This is a genomic window from Pseudomonas japonica, from assembly GCF_900188455.1.
Taxonomy (GTDB): Bacteria; Pseudomonadota; Gammaproteobacteria; order Pseudomonadales; family Pseudomonadaceae; genus Aquipseudomonas; species Aquipseudomonas japonica.
In genome coordinates this window covers 146,038-167,547 of record NZ_FZOL01000015.1, presented here as the reverse complement: position 1 = coordinate 167,547, position 21,510 = coordinate 146,038, and the positions used below count along the sequence as shown (strand labels likewise).

At 66.4% G+C, this 21,510-nt stretch carries 21 protein-coding genes and 1 pseudogene; 17 read left to right on the top strand and 5 right to left on the bottom strand.

Annotated features, from left to right (window positions below):
• Positions 1 to 82 precede the first annotated feature (82 nt).
• From cobO to CHB99_RS18690, 14 genes are all read left to right on the top strand, one after another.
• Positions 83 to 694, top strand: coding sequence for a cob(I)yrinic acid a,c-diamide adenosyltransferase (gene cobO, locus CHB99_RS18750; protein WP_042127838.1), 612 nt, complete (start codon positions 83 to 85; stop codon positions 692 to 694).
• Positions 691 to 1,986: a cobyrinic acid a,c-diamide synthase CobB gene (locus tag CHB99_RS18745; RefSeq protein WP_042127840.1), complete on the top strand. Its 1,296-nt coding sequence runs from the start codon at positions 691 to 693 to the stop codon at positions 1,984 to 1,986. The genes cobO and CHB99_RS18745 overlap by 4 nt, the downstream gene beginning before the upstream one ends.
• Positions 1,983 to 2,633 (top strand): 5,6-dimethylbenzimidazole synthase, encoded by a 651-nt coding sequence (gene bluB, locus CHB99_RS18740; protein WP_042127842.1) that lies wholly within the window; start codon positions 1,983 to 1,985, stop codon positions 2,631 to 2,633. Before CHB99_RS18745 ends, bluB begins: the two co-directional genes overlap by 4 nt.
• On the top strand, positions 2,630 to 3,538 hold the full coding sequence (cbiB, locus tag CHB99_RS18735) for an adenosylcobinamide-phosphate synthase CbiB (RefSeq protein ID WP_042127844.1): 909 nt from the start codon (positions 2,630 to 2,632) through the stop codon (positions 3,536 to 3,538). The genes bluB and cbiB overlap by 4 nt, the downstream gene beginning before the upstream one ends.
• Positions 3,531 to 4,523 (top strand): threonine-phosphate decarboxylase CobD, encoded by a 993-nt coding sequence (cobD, locus tag CHB99_RS18730; RefSeq protein WP_042127846.1) that lies wholly within the window; start codon positions 3,531 to 3,533, stop codon positions 4,521 to 4,523. The genes cbiB and cobD overlap by 8 nt, the downstream gene beginning before the upstream one ends.
• Positions 4,520 to 5,974 carry a cobyric acid synthase gene (locus CHB99_RS18725; RefSeq protein WP_042127848.1) on the top strand — a complete coding sequence of 485 codons (1,455 nt, stop codon included), beginning with the start codon at positions 4,520 to 4,522 and terminating at the stop codon, positions 5,972 to 5,974. The genes cobD and CHB99_RS18725 overlap by 4 nt, the downstream gene beginning before the upstream one ends.
• A 2-nt stretch (positions 5,975 to 5,976) precedes the next feature.
• The gene (gene cobU / locus CHB99_RS18720; RefSeq protein ID WP_042127850.1) at positions 5,977 to 6,498 is read left to right on the top strand and encodes a bifunctional adenosylcobinamide kinase/adenosylcobinamide-phosphate guanylyltransferase; all 522 of its coding nucleotides are present in this window, start codon (positions 5,977 to 5,979) and stop codon (positions 6,496 to 6,498) included.
• Positions 6,495 to 7,550: a nicotinate-nucleotide--dimethylbenzimidazole phosphoribosyltransferase gene (cobT, locus tag CHB99_RS18715; protein ID WP_042127852.1), complete on the top strand. Its 1,056-nt coding sequence runs from the start codon at positions 6,495 to 6,497 to the stop codon at positions 7,548 to 7,550. The genes cobU and cobT overlap by 4 nt, the downstream gene beginning before the upstream one ends.
• A complete protein-coding gene (gene cobC / locus CHB99_RS18710) occupies positions 7,547 to 8,125 on the top strand; it encodes an alpha-ribazole phosphatase family protein (RefSeq protein ID WP_042127854.1) in 579 nt (192 codons plus the stop codon). The genes cobT and cobC overlap by 4 nt, the downstream gene beginning before the upstream one ends.
• Positions 8,126 to 8,226: 101 nt before the next feature.
• Positions 8,227 to 8,955, top strand: coding sequence for an adenosylcobinamide-GDP ribazoletransferase (locus tag CHB99_RS18705; protein ID WP_042127856.1), 729 nt, complete (start codon positions 8,227 to 8,229; stop codon positions 8,953 to 8,955).
• Positions 8,956 to 9,010: 55 nt separating this feature from the next.
• Positions 9,011 to 9,415 carry a MarR family winged helix-turn-helix transcriptional regulator gene (locus CHB99_RS18700; protein ID WP_042127858.1) on the top strand — a complete coding sequence of 135 codons (405 nt, stop codon included), beginning with the start codon at positions 9,011 to 9,013 and terminating at the stop codon, positions 9,413 to 9,415.
• A 61-nt stretch (positions 9,416 to 9,476) separates the two neighbouring features.
• The gene (locus CHB99_RS18695) at positions 9,477 to 10,679 is read left to right on the top strand and encodes an MFS transporter (RefSeq protein ID WP_042127860.1); all 1,203 of its coding nucleotides are present in this window, start codon (positions 9,477 to 9,479) and stop codon (positions 10,677 to 10,679) included.
• Positions 10,676 to 10,798 (top strand): hypothetical protein, encoded by a 123-nt coding sequence (locus CHB99_RS30365; protein ID WP_281177173.1) that lies wholly within the window; start codon positions 10,676 to 10,678, stop codon positions 10,796 to 10,798. Before CHB99_RS18695 ends, CHB99_RS30365 begins: the two co-directional genes overlap by 4 nt.
• A 39-nt stretch (positions 10,799 to 10,837) precedes the next feature.
• The gene (locus CHB99_RS18690; protein WP_042127862.1) at positions 10,838 to 11,386 is read left to right on the top strand and encodes a glutathione peroxidase; all 549 of its coding nucleotides are present in this window, start codon (positions 10,838 to 10,840) and stop codon (positions 11,384 to 11,386) included.
• A gap of 1 nt (position 11,387) precedes the next feature.
• Here CHB99_RS18690 and CHB99_RS18685 read toward each other — a convergent pair whose 3' ends face one another.
• Entirely contained in the window at positions 11,388 to 11,648 is a 261-nt protein-coding gene (locus CHB99_RS18685; protein WP_042127864.1) for a DUF2798 domain-containing protein, read from the bottom strand.
• Between the two features lie 121 nt (positions 11,649 to 11,769).
• On the opposite strand from CHB99_RS18685, the gene CHB99_RS18680 reads away from it, so the two are divergent.
• Positions 11,770 to 12,705 (top strand): LysR family transcriptional regulator, encoded by a 936-nt coding sequence (locus CHB99_RS18680; protein ID WP_042127867.1) that lies wholly within the window; start codon positions 11,770 to 11,772, stop codon positions 12,703 to 12,705.
• Between the two features lie 46 nt (positions 12,706 to 12,751).
• Here the strand turns inward: CHB99_RS18680 and CHB99_RS18675 are convergent, their stop codons facing one another.
• From CHB99_RS18675 to CHB99_RS18665, 3 genes are all read right to left on the bottom strand, one after another.
• Positions 12,752 to 14,020 carry an OmpP1/FadL family transporter gene (locus CHB99_RS18675; RefSeq protein ID WP_042127869.1) on the bottom strand — a complete coding sequence of 423 codons (1,269 nt, stop codon included), beginning with the start codon at positions 14,018 to 14,020 and terminating at the stop codon, positions 12,752 to 12,754.
• Positions 14,021 to 14,168: 148 nt separating this feature from the next.
• A complete protein-coding gene (locus CHB99_RS18670; protein ID WP_042127871.1) occupies positions 14,169 to 14,651 on the bottom strand; it encodes a hypothetical protein in 483 nt (160 codons plus the stop codon).
• Between the two features lie 274 nt (positions 14,652 to 14,925).
• A complete protein-coding gene (locus CHB99_RS18665) occupies positions 14,926 to 15,150 on the bottom strand; it encodes a hypothetical protein (RefSeq protein WP_042127972.1) in 225 nt (74 codons plus the stop codon).
• Positions 15,151 to 16,099: 949 nt separating this feature from the next.
• Between CHB99_RS18665 and CHB99_RS18660 the strand changes: the two are divergent.
• A pseudogene (locus tag CHB99_RS18660) lies at positions 16,100 to 16,429 on the top strand (sel1 repeat family protein); the annotation flags it as partial.
• Positions 16,430 to 16,670: 241 nt separating this feature from the next.
• Positions 16,671 to 18,062, top strand: a complete 1,392-nt coding sequence (locus CHB99_RS18655) for a DNA recombination protein RmuC (protein ID WP_245655645.1) — start codon at positions 16,671 to 16,673, stop codon at positions 18,060 to 18,062.
• On the opposite strand, the gene CHB99_RS18650 is transcribed toward CHB99_RS18655, so the two are convergent.
• Positions 18,034 to 21,510 carry a PAS domain-containing hybrid sensor histidine kinase/response regulator gene (locus CHB99_RS18650; protein ID WP_042127875.1) on the bottom strand — a complete coding sequence of 1,159 codons (3,477 nt, stop codon included), beginning with the start codon at positions 21,508 to 21,510 and terminating at the stop codon, positions 18,034 to 18,036. The genes CHB99_RS18655 and CHB99_RS18650 overlap by 29 nt on opposite strands.

Genomic DNA, 21,510 nt, shown 5'->3' with positions numbered 1-21,510 from the left:
CGGCTTCTGCGCCTGTTCCCGTGCCATTTTCCTTCAGCTGTCGTCGCTCCCGCCTGACGACAGTGGCCCGCGGAGACCCCCGATGAGCGAATCCCCCGAACGTGACGAACGCCACCTGGCGCGCATGCAGCGCAAGAAGGCGGTGATCGACGAACGCATCGCCAACGCGCCCAACGAATGCGGCCTGCTGCTGGTCCTCAGCGGCAACGGCAAGGGCAAGAGCAGCTCGGCCTTCGGCATGCTCGCCCGCGCCCTGGGTCACGGCATGCAGTGCGGCGTGGTGCAGTTCATCAAGGGCCGCAACGCCACCGGCGAGGAACTGTTCTTCCGCCGCTTCCCCGAGCAGGTGCGCTACCACGTGATGGGCGAGGGCTTCACCTGGGAAACCCAGGACCGCCAGCGCGACATCGCGGCCGCCGAAGCGGCCTGGGCCATGTCGCGGCAACTGCTGCAGGACCCGGCCATCGGCTTCGTCGTGCTGGATGAATTGAACATCGCCCTCAAGCACGGCTACCTTGACCTGGATCAGGTACTCGGTGACCTCCAGGCCCGTCCGCCGATGCAGCACGTGATCGTCACCGGCCGCGGCGCCAAGGACGAAATGATCGAACTGGCCGACACCGTCACCGAAATGGGGATGATCAAGCACGCCTTCCAGACCGGCATTCGTGCGCAGAAGGGCGTCGAGCTATGAGCGACACCCGGCATTGCCCGGCGGTGCTGATCGCCGCGCCGGCCTCCGGCCAGGGCAAGACCACCGTGACCGCGGCCCTGGCCCGCCTGCATCGCAACCAGGGGCGCAAGGTCCGCGTGTTCAAGTGCGGACCGGATTTTCTCGATCCGATGATTCTCGAACGGGCCAGCGGCGCGCCGGTGTACCAGCTCGACTTGTGGATGGTCGGCGCCGAGGAAAGCCGCCGCCTGCTCTGGGAAGCCGCCGGCGAAGCCGATCTGATCCTTATCGAGGGGGTGATGGGGCTGTTCGACGGCACTCCGTCCAGCGCCGACCTGGCCCGGCATTTCGGCGTGCCGGTGCTGGCGGTGATCGACGGCACGGCCATGGCCCAGACCTTCGGCGCCCTGGCCCTGGGCCTGGCTCGTTACCAGGCTGACCTGCCGTTCGCCGGCGTGCTGGCCAACCGTGTCGGTTCGCTGCGCCATGCGCAACTGCTCGAAGGCAGTCTCACCGAGGGCCTGCGCTGGTACGGCGGCCTGTCGCGGGAGACCGGGATCGAGCTGCCGAGCCGACACCTGGGCCTGGTCCAGGCCAGCGAGCTGAGCGACCTCGACCTGCGCCTGGACGCCGCCGCCAAGGCCCTTGGCGACAGTTGCCAGTCGTCCCTGCCGCCGGCGGTGGCCTTTGCCGCCCCCGCGCCGCGCGAAGTCGAAGCCCGCCTGGCCGGTGTGCGCATCGCCGTGGCCCGCGACGAAGCCTTTGCCTTCACCTACGGCGCCAATCTCGACCTGCTGCGGGCGATGGGCGCCGATCTGCGGTTCTTCTCGCCGATCCATGACCGCGAGTTGCCGGACGCCGACAGCCTGTACCTGCCCGGCGGCTACCCGGAGTTGCATCACCACGCGCTTGCCGCCAACACCGCGATGCTGGTGGCGATCCGCGCTCATCACCAGGCCGGCAAGCCATTGCTGGCCGAGTGCGGCGGCATGCTCTACCTGCTCGACGCCCTGACCGACGTCGCCGGCGAGCGCGCCGAACTGACCGGCCTGCTGCCGGGTGAAGCGACCATGCAGAAGCGCCTCGCCGCCTTGGCCCTGCAGGCGGTGGAGCTGGCGGAAGGGACCTTGCGCGGGCATACCTATCACCATTCCCTGACCAGCACCGACCTCGTGCCGATCGCCCGCGGGCAGAGCCCCAATGGCGGACGCGGCGCCGAGGCGGTGTACCGGATCGACCGCCTGACCGCCTCCTACGTGCACTTCTATTTCCCGTCCAACCCCGACGCGACGGCGGCGCTGCTGGCGCCATGAGCGAACACGCCTACAGCGCCGCCGAGCGCGCGGCGATCTATCGCGCCATCGGCGAACGCCGCGACATGCGTCACTTCAGTGGTGGCGAGGTGGCCCCCGAGCTGCTCGCGCGCTTGCTGGAGGCCGCGCACCAGGCGCCCAGTGTCGGCCTGATGCAGCCCTGGCGCTTTATCCGCATCACCCGCCGCGACCTGCGCCAGCGCATCCAGGCACTGGTCGAGGACGAGCGCCTGCGCACCGCCGAAGCCCTCGGGCAGCGCTCCGACGAATTCATGCAACTCAAGGTCGAGGGCATCAACGACTGCGCCGAGTTGCTGGTGGCGGCGCTGATGGACAAGCGCGAGGCGCATGTCTTCGGTCGCCGGACCTTGCCGGAAATGGACCTGGCGTCGCTGTCCTGCGCGATCCAGAACCTGTGGTTGAGCGCCCGCGCCGAGGGCCTGGGCATGGGCTGGGTGTCGCTGTTCGATCCGCTGGCCCTGGCCGAACTGCTGGGCATGCCGGCCGGGGCCAAGCCGCTGGCGATTCTCTGCCTGGGCCCTGTGCACGAGTTCTATCCGGCGCCGATGCTCGCGCTGGAAGGCTGGACCACGCCACGGCCGTTGGCGGACATGCTGTTTGAAAACCAATGGGGAGAAGCCGAATGAGTGTGGCCTTGCTGACCGTGGCCGGGGTGGCGCTGGATGCGCTGCTGGGCGAGCCGCGGCGCTGGCATCCGCTGGTGGCCTTCGGCCGTATGGCCGGGCGTCTGGAGCAGCGCTTCAATGCCGGCGGACGCGGCTGGCGCAGCCATGGCGTCACCGCCTGGTTCCTGGCCGTGGTGCCGCTGACCCTGCTCGCCACCGCGCTGTCCTGGTTGCCCTATATCGGCTGGCTGGTGGAAATCCTCGCCTTGTACTGCGCCCTCGGCCTGCGCAGCCTCGGCGAGCATGTGCAGCCGGTGGCCGATGCCCTGCGTGGCGGCGACCTGGACGAGGCGCGCACGCGCGTCGGCTACCTGGTCAGCCGGGAAACCCGCGAGCTGGACGAAACCGCCGTGGCGCGCGCGGCCACCGAGTCGGTGCTGGAGAACGGCAGCGACGCGGTGTTCGCCGCCCTGTTCTGGTTCGCCATCGCCGGCGCGCCGGGGGTGGTGCTGTATCGCCTGAGCAACACGCTGGATGCCATGTGGGGCTATCGCAACGAACGCTTCGAGCGTTTTGGCTGGGCCGCCGCGCGGATCGACGATGTCCTCAACTATCTGCCGGCACGCCTGGTAGCGCTGACCTACGCGTTGCTGGGCAAGACGCGCCTGGCCCTGAAATGCTGGCGCGAGCAGGCGCCGAAATGGGACAGCCCGAACGCCGGGCCGGTGATGGCGGCGGGGGCCGGGGCCCTTGGCGTCGAGCTGGGCGGACCGGCTGTCTATCATGGTGAACTGCACGAACGCGCGCGGCTCGGTGAGGGCCCGGCGGCCGATGCCGGGGCCATCGAGCGCGGCTGGCGCCTGGTGTGCCAGGGCGTCTGGCTGTGGCTGCTGCTGTTGTGCCTGGGAGCGGAATTCTATGCTTGAACATGGTGGTCGCCTGCAACGGGCGATCGAGCACTACGGCATTCCTCGCGAGGCCTGGCTGGACCTGTCCAGCGGCATCGCGCCCTGGCCGTTTCCCCTCGCCGAGATCCCCCCGCGCGCCTGGGCGCGCCTGCCGGAAACCGAGGACGGCCTGGAGCAGGCCGCGCGGGCCTATTACCAGGTCTCCGAGGTATTGCCGGTGGCCGGCTCGCAGGCGGCGATCCAGGCCCTGCCGCGTCTGCGTCGGCGCGGCACGGTGGCGGTGGTGTCGCCCTGTTATGCCGAGCACGCCGAGGCCTGGCGCCGCGCCGGGCATTTGGTGCGGGAACTGGACGAGGCCGAGGTGGAAGGGCAACTGGACGAGCTCGACGTGCTGGTCCTGGTCAACCCGAACAACCCCACCGCGCGGGTGCTGCCGCGGCACACCCTGCTCGCCTGGCACGCGCGCCTGAGCCAGCGTGGTGGCTGGCTGCTGGTGGACGAAGCGTTCATGGACAACACGCCGGCCGCCAGCATCGCCGCCGACAGCGAGCGCGAAGGGCTGATCGTGCTGCGTTCGTTCGGCAAGTTCTTCGGTCTGGCCGGGGTGCGTCTGGGTTTCGTCCTGGCCGCGCCAACTCTGTTGCGCGCGCTGGCGGAGGAGATCGGGCCTTGGTCGGTCAGCGGGCCGACGCGGATTCTCGGCGAGGCCTGCCTGCGCGATGTCGCCAGCCAGCGCGCGCAAACTGCCCGTTGCAGCGCCGCCAGCCGCCGCCTCGCTGTGCTGTTGAGCGAGGCGCAACTGGCCCCCAGCGCCGGCTGCGAGCTGTTCCAGTACCTGCGCCATGCCGATGCCGCGGGGATTCACGAATTCATGGCCCGGCGCGGCATTCTCCTGCGCCTGTTCGAACAGCCCGCCGGCCTGCGTTTCGGCCTGCCCGCCAACGAGGCCGACTGGCTGAAACTGGCCGCGGCGCTGGACGCGTACCGCAAGGAGCAGGCATGACCACGCTGATGGTGCAGGGCACCACCTCCGACGCCGGCAAGAGCACCCTGGTGACCGCGCTGTGTCGCTGGCTGAAGCGCCAGGGCGTCGCCGTGGTGCCGTTCAAACCGCAGAACATGGCGCTGAACAGCGCGGTGACCGCCGACGGCGGCGAAATCGGCCGGGCCCAGGCGGTACAGGCCCAGGCCTGCGGGCTGGCGCCGCATACCGACATGAATCCGGTCCTGCTCAAGCCCAACAGCGATACCGGCGCCCAGGTCATCGTCCATGGTCGCGCGGTCACCAGCATGAATGCCGTGGCCTATCACGACTACAAGGCCATCGCCATGCAGGCGGTGCTGGCCTCGCACCAGCGTCTCGACGCGCAGTACCCGGTGGTGATGGTGGAGGGCGCCGGCTCGCCGGCGGAGATCAACCTGCGCGCCGGCGATATCGCCAACATGGGCTTCGCCGAGGCGGTGGACTGTCCGGTGATCCTTATCGCCGACATCAACCGCGGCGGGGTCTTCGCCCATCTGGTGGGTACCCTGGAACTGCTGTCGGCGAGCGAGCAGGCGCGGGTCAAGGGCTTCGTCATCAACCGCTTCCGTGGCGACATCGCCCTGCTGCAGCCGGGGCTCGACTGGCTGGAGGCGCGTACCGGCAAACCGGTGCTGGGCGTGCTGCCCTATGTGATGGACCTGCACCTGGAAGCCGAGGACGGTCTCGATCGGCGTCAGGGTGACAAGGCCGCGCGGGTGCTCAAGGTGATCGTCCCGGTACTGCCGCGGATCAGCAACCACACCGATTTCGATCCGCTGCGCCTGCACCCGCAGGTTGACCTGCGGTTCATCGGTCCCGGCGAGGCGATTCCCCCCGCCGACCTGATCATCCTGCCCGGCTCGAAGAGCGTGCGCGGCGATCTGGCGCAATTGCGCGAACGCGGCTGGGACCAGGCCATCAACCGGCATCTGCGTTACGGCGGCAAGGTCGTCGGCATCTGTGGTGGCCTGCAGATGCTCGGCCAGCGCGTGGACGACCCGCTGGGGCTGGAAGGCGCCGCGGGCAGCAGCGCGGGCCTTGGCCTGCTGGATTACTCGACGGTGCTGGAGGCGGAAAAGCAGCTGCGCAACGTCAGCGGCACCCTGACCCTGGAGCAGGCCGCCATCAGTGGCTACGAGATCCATGCCGGGGTGACCCGCGGTCCGGCGCTGGAGCATCCGGCGGTGCAACTGGCCGATGGCCGTTGCGACGGTGCGATCAGCGCCGACGGGCAGATCTTCGCCACCTACCTGCACGGTCTGTTCGAATCGCCGCAGTCCTGTGCCGCGCTGCTGCGCTGGGCCGGGCTCGAAGCGGTCGAGCAGATCGACTACCACGCGCTGCGCGAACTGGATATCGAACGCCTGGCCGACCTGGTGGAGCAGCACCTGGATTGCGCCCGGCTCCGTCAACTCTGCGGGCAGGACTGAACATGCTCAACCTGATCCTCGGCGGTGCCCGTTCCGGCAAGAGCCGCCTGGCCGAACAACGTGCCGTGGCCAGCGGCCTGGCGGTGACCTACATCGCGACCAGCGAGCCGCTGGACGGTGAAATGAACGCACGGGTGCAACTGCACCGCGAGCGGCGTCCGGCCGAATGGGCGTTGATCGAGGAGCCGCTGGCCCTGGCCCGGGTGCTGCGTGCCGAAGCCGACGCCGGACGCTGCCTGCTGGTGGACTGCCTGACCCTGTGGCTGACCAATCTGCTGATGCTCGACGACCCGGCGCGCCTGGCCGCCGAGCGCGACGCGCTGCTGGCCTGCCTGGACGAGCTGCCGGGGGAAATCATCCTGGTCAGCAACGAAACCGGCCTGGGCGTGGTGCCCCTGGGCGAACTGACCCGACGTTACGTCGATGAGGCCGGCTGGTTGCACCAGGCGGTCGCCGAACGTTGCCAGCGGGTGATCCTCACCGTCGCCGGCCTGCCGCTTTACCTCAAAGGAACCGAATCATGACCCAGTCCTGGTGGCTGAATGCGTGCCGCGTGGCGGACGAGCAGGTGCGTGTCGAGGCGTTCGCGCGCCAGCAACAGTTGACCAAGCCGGCCGGCTCGCTGGGCCGTCTGGAGCAGGTGGCGGTGGAGCTGGCGGCGCTGCAGGGGCAGCTCAAGCCGGGCCTGGATCAGGTCTGGATCAGCATCTTCGCCGGCGATCACGGTGTGGTGGCCGAGGGGATTTCCGCCTATCCGCAGGAAGTCACCGGACAGATGCTGCTCAATTTCGTCAGTGGTGGCGCGGCCATCAGCGTCCTGGCCCGGCAACTGGATGCGCGGCTGGAAGTGGTGGACCTGGGGACGGTGAACCTGGCGCTCGACCTGCCGGGCGTGCGTCACGAGCGGATCGCCGCGGGCACGGCCAATTTCGCCCGCACCGCGGCCATGACCGAGGCCCAGGGCCATCGCGCCCTGCAGGCCGGACGCGACAGTGCCCTGCGCGCGCTGGCGGCAGGCGCGCGGCTGTTCATCGGTGGCGAGATGGGGATCGGCAATACCACCGCGGCCAGTGCCCTGGCCTGCGCCTTGCTCGATTGCCCGGCCAGCGAACTGAGCGGTCCCGGTACCGGGCTGGATGCCGTCGGCGTTCGCCACAAGGCCGAAGTGATCGAGGCGGCGCTGCTTCTTCATGCCGGCGCCACGCTCGATCCGTTCCAGGCCATGCTGCGGGTCGGTGGTCTGGAGATCGCCGCGCTGGCGGGCGCCTATCTGGCCTGCGCCCAGGAGGGCGTGGCGGTGCTGGTGGATGGGTTCATCTGCACGGTGGCGGCGTTGCTGGCGGTGCGTCTCAACCCGGGCTGCCGGCCTTGGCTGTTGTTTGCCCATCGGGGTGCCGAGCCGGGGCATCGGCGGCTGCTCGCCGAGCTGCACGGCGAACCGCTGCTGGAACTCGGCCTGCGTCTTGGCGAAGGCAGCGGCGCGGCGCTGGCGGTGCCGTTGCTGCGCCTGGCCTGCGCGCTGCACGGGCAGATGGCGACATTCGCCGAAGCCGCGGTGGCGGATCGTCCGGCATGATCCTCGACCTGTTGCGCCACGGCGAGACCGAGCTGGGCGGTGGCTTTCGCGGCAGCCTCGACGATGCGCTGACCGAACAGGGCTGGGCGCAGATGCACACGGCGGTGGAGGGGAGCGGGCCGTGGGATCGGCTGGTCAGTTCGCCATTGCAGCGCTGTGCGCGGTTTGCCGAGCGCCTGGCGCAACAGCTGCAACTGCCACTGGCGCTGGAGCCGGGCCTGCGGGAATTGCATTTCGGCGACTGGGAAGGGCGCAGCGCGGCCGAGCTGATGGTCGATCATGAGCAGGCGCTTGGGCAGTTCTGGAATGATCCCTATGGCTTCACTCCGCCCAATGGCGAGGCGGTGGAGGCCTTTGCCGTCCGCGTGCTGGAGGCTCTGGGTCGGCTGCACGCGGCCCATGCCGGCGAGCGGGTGCTGCTGGTGACCCATGGCGGGGTGATGCGCCTGTTGTTGGCGCGGGCCCGAGGGTTGCCGCGGGAGCAATTGCTGCAGGTGCAGGTTGCACATGGCGCCTTGCATCGGCTGCGGGTGGAGGCGGGTGGTGGGCTGCTGGAAATGTCGCCGGGTTCCTGATGCGCTGTTGCAAGTGAAGGCCTCATCGCTGGCCGGGCGGCGTTCCGCTTGTCAGCGATGAGGCCGGTGGTCATACCAACGATTCAATGAGAGGAACACCCGTGCTGCCCTTCTGGATCGCCCTGCAATTTCTCAGCAGCCTGCCGGTGACCCTGCCGGGCATGCCCGAGCCCCGGCAAACCGGGCGCTCGCTGCTGTTCTATCCGCTGGTGGGGCTGCTCTTCGGCGTGCTGCTCTGGGGCCTGAATGTCTTGCTGCAGGGCACCCAACCACTGCTCCATGCCGCCCTGCTGCTCAGTGCCTGGGTGCTGCTCAGCGGTGGCCTGCACCTGGATGGCCTGGCCGACAGCGCCGATGCCTGGCTCGGTGGCTTCGGCGATCGCGAACGCACCCTGCTGATCATGAAGGACCCGCGCAGCGGGCCGATCGCCGTGGTTACCCTGGTGCTGGTGCTGCTGCTCAAGTTCTCCGCCCTGCTGGCATTGGTCGAGGCGGGGCAGGGCATGCTGCTGGTGCTGGCGCCTGTCGTGGGGCGGGCAGCCATGCTGGCGCTGTTTCTCACCACGCCCTACGTGCGTCCCGGCGGGCTCGGCCAGGCGTTGGCCGAGCACCTGCCACGGCGCGCGGCGACCTGGGTGCTGGCCCTGACCGCCGCCGCCTGCCTGTGGCTGGGCGGCGTGCTGGCAATGGCGGTGGGCCTGGTGACCTTCTACCTCCTGCGCCGTTCGATGCTGCGCCGCCTCGGCGGAACCACCGGCGACACCGCCGGCGCTTTGCTGGAGCTGCTTGAACTCGCGGTTTTGCTCGCGCTGGCCCTGTCTTGCGCTTGAAATATTCAGTAACTTTCCCTTGCGTCACGTCTTATGCGGGTATATACACGTATCCATGTTGACCAGTACCTGCATCTGCACTCACCTGCGTCGTGCTGCCCGTGAGGTGAGCCGACACTACGACGAAGCCCTCGAAGGCTCCGGGATCAATGTCGCCCAGTTTTCCCTGCTGCGGCATCTGCAACGCCTCGATCGGCCGAGCATTTCGATCCTCGCCGACGCCATGGGCCTGGACCGCAGTACCCTGGGGCGCAATCTCAAGGTGCTGGAGGCGGAGGGCCTGGTGTCGCTGATCGAAGGCGAGGATCTGCGCAACCGCGTGGTCCTGCTCACCGCCGAGGGTGCGGAGCGTGTGCGCAGTGCCGAGCCAGCCTGGGAAAAGGCCCAGGCCAGCCTGGTCGAAAGCCTGGGTGAAGCACAGCGCGATGAACTGATCCGTCTGCTGAAGCAGTTGGCCTGAATTTTTTCACCGCCATAAACGGGTATATACCCGCTTATGGCGCCACAGGAGAGAAGAACACATGACTTCCATATGGCGTACCAGTGGCTGGATCCTCCTCGGCGCGGCCTTGATCCTCGCCCTGTCGCTGGGCGTGCGCCACGGCTTCGGCCTGTTCCTCGCGCCGATGAGCGCCGAATTCGGCTGGGGTCGCGGCGTGTTCGCCTTCGCCATCGCCCTGCAGAACCTGATATGGGGCCTGGCCCAGCCCTTCGCCGGGGCCCTGGCCGATCGCCTCGGTGCCGGCAAGGTGGTGATCATCGGCGGCATTCTCTACGCCGTGGGTCTGGTCCTGATGGGCCTGTCGGATTCACCGGTGTCGTTGTCCCTCAGCGCCGGCCTGCTGATCGGCATCGGTCTGTCCGGTACGTCGTTCTCGGTGATTCTCGGTGTGGTCGGCCGTGCCGTGGCGCCGGAAAAACGCAGCCTGGCCATGGGCATCGCCAGCGCCGCCGGCTCCTTCGGCCAGTTCGCCATGCTGCCCGGCACCCTCGGCCTGATCAACTGGCTGGGCTGGTCGCTGGCCCTGCTGGTGCTGGGTCTGATGGTGGCCTTCATCGTGCCGCTGGTGAGCCTGCTCAAGGATCGGCCGCTGCCGACCCTGGGCCATGAACAGACCCTGGGCGAAGCGCTGCGCGAAGCCTGCACCCATTCCGGTTTCTGGTTGCTTGCCCTGGGCTTCTTCGTCTGTGGCTTCCAGGTGGTGTTCATCGGCGTGCACCTGCCGGCCTACCTGGTCGACCAGCACCTGCCGGCGACCACCGGGACCACGGTGCTGGCGCTGGTCGGCCTGTTCAATATCGTCGGCACCTACACCGCCGGCTGGCTGGGTGGGCGGATGTCCAAGCCGCGTCTGCTGACCGCGCTGTACCTGCTGCGCGCGGTGGTCATCGTGTTGTTCCTGTGGGCACCGATCACCACCTTCAGCGCTTACCTGTTCGGTATTGCCATGGGCCTGCTGTGGCTCTCCACCGTGCCCTTGACCAACGGCACCGTGGCGACCCTGTTCGGTGTGCGCAACCTGTCCATGCTCGGCGGCATCGTTTTCCTCTTCCACCAGCTGGGGGCTTTCCTCGGCGGCTGGCTGGGCGGGGTGGTCTATGACCAGACCGGCAACTACGACCTTGTCTGGCAGATTGCGATCCTCCTCAGCCTGCTGGCGGGTGCGCTGAACTGGCCGGTACGCGAGCGTCCGGTGGCGCGCCTGCAGGCCGCGTCGGCATGAGCCGCTACCGTGCCTGGTTGGCCGCGCTGGTCGTGGCGGCCGTGCTGCTGGGGCTGGTCTGGTGGGGCTGGCAGCGTGGCGGTCTGGCGCTGATGCAGTTGGGCATGGGCGTCTGTTAGGCGTAGGCTGATCCTTCGTACAACGAATGGAGAATCGTCATGCATGCACGCCTGTTGATCGCCGCTGTTGCCCTTGGCTTCAGCGGCCTGGCCCTGGCCGATGGCTGCCCGGCCCTGCTTCAGGGTGATCTGCCCAAGCTGGGCAACAAGCAACCTGTCGACCTCTGCCAGCAGTTCGGCGGCAAGCCGCTGGTAGTGGTCAACACCGCCAGCTACTGCGGTTTCGCCCCGCAGTTCGAAGGCCTTGAGGCGGTCTACAAGGAGTACCACGGCAAGGGCCTGGAAATGCTCGGCGTGCCGTCCAATGACTTCAAGCAGGAAGACGCCGACAGCGCCAAGACCGCCAAGGTCTGCTACGCCAACTACGGCGTCACCTTCACCATGACCGAAGCGCAGCCGGTGCGCGGTGCCGATGCCACGCCGCTGTTCAGGGAGCTGGCGCGGCAGAGTGCTGCGCCGAAATGGAACTTCTACAAATACGTGGTCGACCGCCAGGGCAAGGTGGTGGCCAGTTTCTCCAGCCTGACCAAGCCGGACGATCCGGAGTTCCGCGCGGCCATCGACAAGGCCATCGCCTCCCGGCCCTGATTCATTTGTGCGGATGCACCGTCAGGGCCACCAGCCTGACCACGATCGGTCGCACCACCAGTACGCAGGCGAAGGCCACCGGCATGGCCAGTTGGTAGGCCTTCAGCACATTGCTCAGGTACTGCTCGCCGAGGCCGCTGTTGGCCGCGGTGATCACGAAGCACATCAGCATCGCCATGATCGACGACATGTAGAAGGCGAAGACATAGGGGGTGGCGCGAACGCCGAGTTTCAGGCTGCGACCGGTTGCCGGTGAATGCATGCGACTTCCTCGAAGGGTTCAGTGAGTCGGCGCAGGTTAACAAGGCGGTCGCCAGGCAGGTAGACGCTCGCGGATTAGGTCTTTATAAAGAGAATCTTACGAATTCTCGCCGAGGCCGTCCGTGAACCTGCTGGGTCTGATCAAGAGTTTCATCAAGGTGGTCGAAGCCGGCAGCATCGCGGGTGGCGCCCGCAGCCTCGGTTTGAGCGCTGCGGCGGTGAGCCAGAACATCGCCCGCCTGGAAGCCCACCTGCAAGTGCGACTGCTCTCCCGCACCACCCGCAGCATGGCGCTGACCCCCAGTGGCAGTTTGTACTACGACAAGGTCCGGCATATCGAGCGCGACCTGGAGGCGGCGCAACTGGCGGTCACCGCGGTGGACAGCGAGCCCCAGGGGCGCCTGTGCATCGCCAGCACTTCGGCGTTCGGCCGGCATGTGCTGGCGCGGTTGATTCCACGGTTCAGTGCGCTCTATCCGCAGCTTTCAATTGAATTGATTACGAGTGACAGCCGCGTCAACCATGCGCAGCAGGGCGTGGACGTGAGCCTGCGCATCACCCCGCAACTGGACGATGGGCTGATGGCGCGACATATCGCTCAGGTGCCTTTCATCTGTTGCGCCTCGCCTGGCTACCTGGAGCGCGAGGGCTGGCCGCAGAGCCCCGAAGAGCTCAAGCAACGGCGTTGCCTGGTGTTTCGCTACCCGGTGGACGGGCGTTTCCTGCGCTGGGGCTTCGTGCGCGACGGCCTGCGTTTCGATGCCGAGTTCGGTGATGTGCTGATCAGCGACGATATCGACGTGCTGGCTCAGATGGCCGTGCGCGATGGTGGCATTACCCGGCTCGCCGAGTTCGTTGCCCGGCCGTTCCTCGAGCGTGGCGAGCTGGTGCCGCTGTTCGAGGATGGCGGCGGCAACCGTGCCTATGCGCAGACCGAGCCGATGGATATCTACCTCTGCGTCACTGATCGCTTTGCCCTGACGCCGAAGGTGCGGGCCTTCATGGCGTTCCTGCAGGAGCATCTCGGCGATGAGTGGCGGGTGAAATCCCGGGCATGAAAAAACCGCCGGCGAGGGCGGTTTCTTCATGCAGCCGAAGCGCGGATCAGAAGCGGTAGGTCAGGGACGCGCCCAGGCCGTGCGCACTGTTTTCGTAGGTCGCGCTGTAGGCGCCCTTGCTCGGTTCGCGCAGGTTGACCTTGGTGTCTTCTTCCCACAGGTAGGAGTAGGCCAGGTCGATGGTCATGTCGTCAGTCGGGCTCCAGCCGGCACCGATGCTGAAGATCTTGCGATCGCCGGTGGGGATGCGTGGCGAACGGTTGACGTTGTTGGTCGGCGACTGGTCGACGGTGAAGCCGGTGCGCAGCACCCACTCCTTGTTGACCTTGTAGGACGCGCCGATGGCGTGGGCCCAGGTGTCGTGCCAGTTCTGTTCTTCGCTGATGGTGCCCAGGTTCGCGCGCAGCGGCGCCGGGACGCCCTCGTTCTTGACGGTGATGGCTTCCAGGCGGCTCCAGCGGGTCCAGGTGCTGCCCGCGTAGAGGGTCCACTGGTCATCCAGCTCGTGGGTGATGGAGAAGTCCACGGATTCCGGGGTCTTGATGTTCAGCGAGGCGTCGTACTTGCCACCGTTGAAGGGGCCGAAGCCAGTGCCCTGGATCTTGGTGTCGCCTTCCAGCTTGTAGTCCACCATCGAGTGGTAGGTCAGGCCGAGGCGGGTGTGCTCGGTAGGCTGGACCAGGATGCCGATGTTGTAGCCGACCGCGGTGTCGTCACCGGAGATCTTCACCTGGCCGTCGTTGCGGCCCAGGCTGCCGGCGTTGAGTGTATTGGACTGCAGGCTGCCTTTGATGTGGTTGATGGTCGGACCGAAACCGATCGACACCACGTCGTTGAAGGCGTAGCTGACGGTCGGCTGGAAGGTGACGACCTGGACTTCCGATTTGCTGCCGAAGTAGCGGCCGGCGAAGCCGGTCTCGTAGTCGGTGATCAGGCCGAACGGCACGTACATGCCGAAGCCGACGCTCCAGTGCTCGTCGATGGGCTTGACGTAGTAGCCCATGGGCACGCCAACCACCGGAACCATGTCGCCATCGTTGCTGCCACCGAAGGTGCCACGGGCGTTCTTGAGGTCGGTCTTGGCGATCACGGCAGCGCCGCCGACGGTGATCTGTTCACGTTTCAGGCGCGACATGCCGGCCGGGTTGCCGTACACGGTGCTGGCATCGTCGGCGGACGAGGAGCGGCCGGCAAAACCGGTACCCATGCCGCTGATGCTTTGTTCGTTGAGCGCGAAACCGCTCGCCAGCAGATTGGAAGAGGCCAGGGCAACCGCGAGGGTGAGGGTGCTTTTGACGAGTGTGAATTTTTTCATTATTAGAAACTCCAGGGGATCACCGGGGCGCAAATTACCAACATTTTCTGGCCTGCGCTATAGGCTGTATCGCCGGAGATAGAGCGGTTTTGTAGGACAATCCGACCAAAGTTGGCAGTTTATTCCGTTTGTGAATGTAGTTGTTTTCCTAACATGCCTGATGTTCCAGGGGCGCGACGCAGGCCTGCCAGGCCCGGGTGAAGTCGCGCAGCCGGCCCTGCGGCTGGAAAATCTGGCGCCAGATTTTCGCCAGGCCGAGCAGGTCGTCGGCAGCCGGCAGGTGTGGCGCCTGCTCTTCGATCAGCATCCATGCTATGGCGGTGGCGTAGCGCAGGTTCACCGTCAGTTCCAGGTGTGGGCCGTTGAGAAAAGCATGCTGACTGGCCAGTCCGCGGACCAGGCTCGCCAGTTCCGGATCGCGGGCGAGGAAGTGATCCCAGATGGCCTGGTGACGTAGTTCGGCGATGCGATACAGGCCGTGACCACGGCGGTCGTGAAGGGCGGCGCCAAGGGCCGACTGGCTGGCTGCCACGCCGAGCAGCAGGGCTTCGGCGCAGGGGCTGTAGCGTTCCAGGTAGATCAGCGTCGGCCGGATCACGTATTGGCTCAACTCGCTCGCGGCGATACCCATAATGCCCTCGAACTGAAAAATGGCCGGCGGGACGCTGGTGCTTGGCAGCAGGGTGGATCGGAAGTCAGGCCCGCCGGAAGCGGACTGAGCCGCTTGAGTTGAAGTCTAGTGTCATATTTCGGCTGTAAAGGGCTGTTTTTAAATCATTTCCGGCTTTTCGTTATAGGTCATATGCCGATCGGTACTTAAAGGCAGGGGGCTTTCGAGGGCGTTCAGGCGAGGTGGGTGGATAGCAAAAGCCCCTCGAATGAGGGGCTTGGGAGTGAGAGGTCCATCAGGCGGTCAGCGCCTGGCGGGTCCGGTCGATCACCGCCTGCAGCGGCTCGGCGCGGGTGTATTGCTCGGGGTACAGGCGTTCGCTGTGCTGGGCGATGCCGTGTTCGTCGACCAGGGTGAAGCTGAAGCTGTTCTTGCGCGAGGCGAGGATGATGCAGTTCAGTGGTGCGAAAGCCTGGGACAGGGTGCGGATGGCCGCTTGGGTATGGGTGTTGTAATTCATCATTGTTGGACGTTCCTGCATGGGATACGGCTAGTTTGAGCCGCATATATTTCAAACGTTCCAGTGACGCGAGCCTTTAGGCCGGATGCGGCAGAACCTGTCTGGAACAGGACAGCCAGTTGATGAGCGCAATAAGAAGGTGGCGCCTTGGGCTGACTGGTAGGTACTTCGGAAGACGGGCAACACGCCAGGGCATAGGTTCTGCGCCTCTGGGTGAGGATCCTGTTCAGTCTGCTGGTGTGGGCTCGGCGGGGCGTGCATGGCATTGCCCGGGGAGCTTCGGTTGGCGGGTCCTGGTTTCAGCAGGATGACCCTTGGGGAGGGTGATGCTGCAAGGACCGCTTTGGCCAGAATTGACTTTCAGCTTGGTACTAACGGCGGCGAAGATACCGACTTCCGTTCTCGCTGGCAAGTTTTTTCGTCTTTCGTCCGGCGAGCCGACCATTATGTCCATTTTGTGCGTTCCTGGGAAGCCCCGTCTCCGCTCCCGAATGACCGCGATGGTGCGCTGGATTGCCTCGCTTTGGGGCGTTTGTGCACATGTGGGGAGACCTGTGTCACAACCCTGTAACAGCCTGGCATGGCTCGCCCATTGACCGGTCTGGATGGACAAGTCAATGAAAAAAAACACTTTTTTTAGCTGGTGAAAAAATCGACAGTTTGACTGGGGGCCCCATTCTACCGGGGTTTGCGGGGTGTCGAGAGGGGTTGTCCACTGAGTTATCCACAGCTTCTGTGGATTGTCCCGAGCGGTTGCTCTAGGACGGGCGTGCCAGCAAGTGGAAGGCTGTCAGACAATTGTTCGAGGCGGTAGTACTGGCTAAAAAATCACCTCGGAAAGGTCAAGAAAAAATATCAGAAAATTCAAAAAAAACTTCGGAAATGATCCAGGCAGTCGTCGGAAAAATCGGGTAGAGTGCGCGCCCCAAGAAGTATCTCACCTGTTTTTATGAAGTTTCGCGGTCGATCCTCCGATTCAAATCCTCCCTCTAAAGCCATTTCCCAACCCGCGGGCCTGTCGCTGAAAGTGGCGTTGTGGCTGCTGGACAATCCGCGCCTGGGCGACAAGCCGCGAATCAAGCATTTCGCCGGACGCCTGCTCAAGCAACCGGCCCGTGAGGGCGTAGTGGTGGCGCAGAGCCGTCTGGGGCAGATGCTCTGTCGCGATTGCGGCAATGCCCGCGACCGTCGTATCGGTCATGAGCTGCTGCGCCAGGCGGCGCGGGCCGGCGATCTTCACGCGCAACGGGAGTACGAGCGCCTGTGCAGCCAGTCCGAGGTCAACCCGCCAGTGTCGGTCGCGGCCAGCACGGCGCGGCCTCTGCCGGAGTAATTGCCGCGCGGTCGAGAACCCGGGCTGATAAGCTCGGCGGGACTTTTTCCGAGGGGTGAGCATGCTGTCGATGGTTGCATTGGATCTGACCAGCCTGGTGCTGGGTATGTTGCTCGCGGCCGCGCCGGCGGCGGCTTTGCTGGTGCGCTGGCAGCGCCAGCACAGCGAGCGCCAGGCGCAACTGGCCTTGCAGGAGGAGCGCCTGAGCAGCGCACTGCTGGCCCAGGAAGGCCTGCAGGCGCAACTGGATGCCAGCCGCGACGAAATCAGCGATCTCGGCCAGGCCAACAGCGCCAAGCAGGCCAGTCTCGCCGCCCAGGCCCGTGAGCTGGATCTGTTGCAGATCGACCGCGACAACGCCCGGGACGCGGCCCACGCCTGGAACCTTGAGCGCAGCGCCCGCGAAGCCGAGCTGCGGCGCCTCGATGCGCGTTGCGCGGCCCTCGACGCCGAGCTGCGCGAGCAGCAGGACAGCCACCAGCAGCGCCTCGCCGACCTGCAGGGCTCGCGCGATGAGTTGCGCGCGCAGTTCGCCGAAATGGCCACGAAAATCTTCGACGAGCGCGAGCAGCGCTTCGCCCAGACCAGCCAGCAGCATCTGGGACAGTTGCTCGATCCGCTCAAGGAGCGCATCCAGTCCTTCGAAAAGCGCGTCGAGGAAAGCTACCAGCAGGAAGCCCGCGAACGCTTCTCCCTGGGCAAGGAGCTGGAGCGCCTGCAGCAGCTCAACCTGCGCCTGAGCGACGAGGCGACCAACCTGACCCAGGCCCTCAAGGGCCAGAAGACCCAGGGCAACTGGGGTGAACTGATCCTGGAAAAGGTCCTGGAGCATGCCGGTCTGGAAAAGGGCCGCGAATACCAGACCCAGGTCAGCCTGAAAAGCGCCGACGGCGAGCGTTTCCAGCCCGATGTGCTGATCATGCTGCCGGGCGACAAGCAGGTGGTGGTGGACTCCAAGGTCAGCCTGACCGCCTACCAGCAGTTCATCGGCGCCAGCGAGGACGACGTGGCCCAGGCCGCGCTCAAGCAGCACGTGCATTCCCTGCGCAGCCATGTCAAAGGCCTGTCGAGCAAGGACTACAACCGCCTCGACGGTCTCACCAGCCTGGATTTCGTCCTGCTCTTCGTGCCCATCGAGGCGGCCTTCTCGGCGGCGTTGCAGGCCGAGCCGAACCTGTTCCAGGAAGCCTTCGACCGACAGATCGTGATCGTCAGCCCGACCACCCTGCTGGCCACCCTGCGGGTCATCGACAGCCTGTGGAAGCAGGAGCGGCAGAGCCAGAACGCCCGGGAAATCGCCGAGCGCGCCGGCTGGCTGTACGACAAGTTCGTGCTGTTCATCCAGGACCTGGACGAGCTGGGCAGCCGTCTGCAGCAGGTGGACAAGGCCTACGCGGCGGCGCGCAACAAGCTCTGCGAGGGGCGCGGCAATCTGATCAGCCGCAGCGAACAGCTCAAGCTGCTCGGTGCCCGGGCCAGCAAGAGCCTGCCGACCGACCTGTTGGAAAAGGCCATGGCCGCCGGTGACGGTGGCCCGGCCAACGACGGGCTCATTGCACCAGACTCAGATGGCGATTGAGCAGGGCGCGCAGGGCTGCCGGTTTCACCGGTTTGCTCAGGTAGTCGAGGCCAGCGGCGTGGACCTTGGCCATGGTCTCGCCATGCCCGTCGGCGCTGATCACCACTCCCGGCACCGGCTCGCCGAGGCGGGTGCGTAGCCAGGCCATCAGCTCGGTACCGATCTCGCCGTCGTCGAGGTGGTAGTCCACCAGCGCCAGGTGCGGACGCAGCCCCTGGTCCAGCAGCGCCGCGCATTCTTCGCGATTGCGCGCGGTCCAGACCTGGCAGCCCCAGCGGCTGAGCAGGCTGTTCATGCCGATGAGGATGCTGTCTTCGTTGTCCACGCACAGCACGTGCAGGCCCGCCAGCGGCTGTCCGGCCTGTTCCGCGGTCTTCACCGGTTCCGGCGCGGGGGCGCTGGCCAGCGGCACGCTGACCCGGAACACGCTGCCCTTGCCGGTCCACGAGCGCACTTCCAACGGATGGCCGAGCACCTTGCACAGGCCGTCGGCGATCGCCAGGCCCAGGCCGAGGCCTTTCTCGGCGCGGGTCTGGTGGCTGTCGAGGCGTTTGAACTCCTCGAAGATCACTTGCAGCTTGTCGTCGGCGATGCCCGGTCCGCGGTCCCAGACTTCCAGCCACAGGTTGTCCTTGTTGCGCCGCACGCCGAGCAGGATCGGGCTCTTGCCGTAGCGGAAGGCGTTGGTCAGGAAGTTCTGCAGGATCCGCCGCAGCAGCTTCATGTCGCTGTGCACCCGCAGGTGGCTGCCACGCACGCGGAAGTCCAGGCCGTGCTCGCGGGCCAGCACCTTGAACTCGGCGCCGAGGGTGTCGAACAGCTCGCTGAGGGCGAAGGGTTTGGCGTCCGGGGTGATCTTGCCGTTCTCCAGGCGCGAGATATCCAGCAGGTCGCTGATCAGCTCTTCCGCCGAGCGCAGTGAACTGTCCATGTGCCGCACCAGTTGCTGGGCTTCCGTGGACAGGCCTTCGGCCTGGTGGGAAAGCGCCGCGGAGAACAGCCGCGCGGCGTTCAGCGGTTGCATCAGGTCATGGCTGACCGCGGCGAGGAAGCGCGTCTTGGACTTGTTCGCGGCTTCGGCGTGGCTTTTGGCCTCGGTCAGCGCCAGGTTCAGTTGCGACAGTTCGTGGGTGCGTTCGGCGACCCGCTGTTCGAGGCTTTCGTTGGAGTCCTTGAGCGCCTGCTCGGCTTCGCGGAACGGGGTGATGTCGGTGAAGCTCATGACGAAGCCGCCGCCGGGCATCGGGTTGCCGATCAGCTCGATGACCCGGCCGTTGGGGAACAGGCGCTCGGAGGTGTGCGCGCGGCCCTGGCGCATCCAGTGCAGGCGTCGCGCCACGTGCACCTGGGCTTCGCCGGGCCCGCACAGGCCGCGCTCGGCGTTGTAGCGGATGATGTCGGCGATCGGCCGACCGACGCTGATCAGGCCGTCCGGGTAGTTGAACAGTTCCAGGTAGCGGCGGTTCCAGGCCACCAGGCGCAGCGACTGGTCGACCACGCTGATGCCCTGGCTGATGTTCTCGATCGCGCCCTGCAGCAGGGCGCGGTTGAACTGCAGCACTTCCGAGGCTTCGTCGGCGATGCGCACGACGTCTTCCAGCTGCATGTCGCGCCCTTCGATGGCGGCCTTGACTACCGCGCGGGTCGACGAGGTGCCTAGGACGCCGGCGAGCAGGCGTTCAGTGTGCTCGATCCACTCACCGTCGGCGTTCTGGTTGGGGTTGAAGCCTTTGCCCTGGCGGTAGGCGAAGCGAATGAAGCTCTGCCGCGCGCGCTCCTCGCCGACGAAGCGCGCGGCGAGGTGCAGCAGGTCGTCGATCTGCACCGCCAGCAGCGAGCGGTTGTTCGGCCGCGCGCTGCTTTGCTGGCCGATGAAGCGCCCGGCCTGCCAGTGTTCGCTGACCCGGGTGCGGGAGAGGATCGAGACCCAGGCGAAGACCATGAAGTTGCCGGCCAGGGACAGGACCACGCCCTGGGTCAGCGGGGTGATCGGCAGGTCCAGCGGGTTGCCGTGCAGCCAGGCCAGGCCGGGAAACAGCTCCAGCGTCCAGCCGAGGCTGTGGGCGGCGATCGGCAGGACCAGGGTGTAGAACCAGAGGAACGTGCCGGTGGCCAGGCCGGCGAACACGCCGCGGCGGTTGGCCTGTTTCCAGTACAGCGCGCCAAGCATGGCCGGGGTCAGCTGGGTCACCGCGGCGAAGGCGATCTGGCCGATGGTCGCCAGGCTCGCGGTGGAGCCCAGCAGGCGGTAGCTGACGTAGGCGAGGAGGAGGATGACCACGATGGTCACCCGGCGCACCGTGAGCATCCAGTGGCGGAAGGCTTCGAATGGTCGCTCGGCGTTGTTGCGCCGCAGTAGCCAGGGCAGCAGCATGTCGTTGGAAACCATGGTCGACAGCGCCACGGCCTCGACGATGACCATGCCGGTGGCGGCCGAGGCGCCGCCGATGAAGGCCAGCAGGGCCAGGCTCGGGTGGGCTTCGGCCAGCGGCAGGCTGATGACGAAGGAGTCGGAGATCACCGTGCCCGGCAGCAGCATCTGCCCGGCCAGGGCGATGGGCACCACGAACAGCGCGGCGAGGACCAGGTACAGCGGGAACACCCAGCGCGCCATGCGCATGTCCTGCGGCTCGATGTTCTCCACCACGGTCACCTGGAACTGTCGCGGCAGGCAGATGATCGCCATCATCGCCACCCCGGTCTGCACCACCATGGACGGCCAGTTGATGGTTTCCTGCCAGTAGCTGTCCAGGGCGGGCGCGGCGCGGGCCTGGCTGAACAGGTCGTCGAAACCGTCGTACAGGTTGAACACCACGAAGGCGCCGACCGCGAGGAAGGCCAGCAACTTGACGATGGCCTCGAAGGCGATGGCCAGGACCATGCCGCGGTGGTGCTCGGTCACGTCCAGGCTGCGGGTGCCGAAGACGATGGAAAACAGTGCCAGGACCAGCGAAACCACCAGCGCGGTGTCCTGCACGCGGCTGCCGGTGGCGTCGGCGTTGGCGCCGATCAGCAGGTTGACGCCGAGGACGATGCCCTTCAACTGCAGGGCGATGTAGGGCAGCACGCCGACCAGGCAGATCAGCGCCACCACCACCGCCAGGGTCTGTGATTTGCCGTAGCGCGCGGCGATGAAGTCGGCGATGGAGGTGATGTTCTCCTGCTTGCTGATCAGCACCATCTTCTGCAGCACCCAGGGCGCGAACATCATCAGCAGCACCGGGCCGAGGTAGATCGGCAGGAAGGCCCAGAGCTGTTCGGCGGCCTGGCCGACCGCGCCGAAGAAGGTCCAGCTGGTGCAGTACACCGCCAGCGACAGGCTGTAGACCCAGGCCCGCAGGCGCGGTGGCAGCGGCGTGCCGCGGCGGTCGCCGTAGAAGGCAATGGCGAACATGACGGCCATATAGGCCAGGGCGACCACCGCGATCAGCCCGCTGGACAACGACAT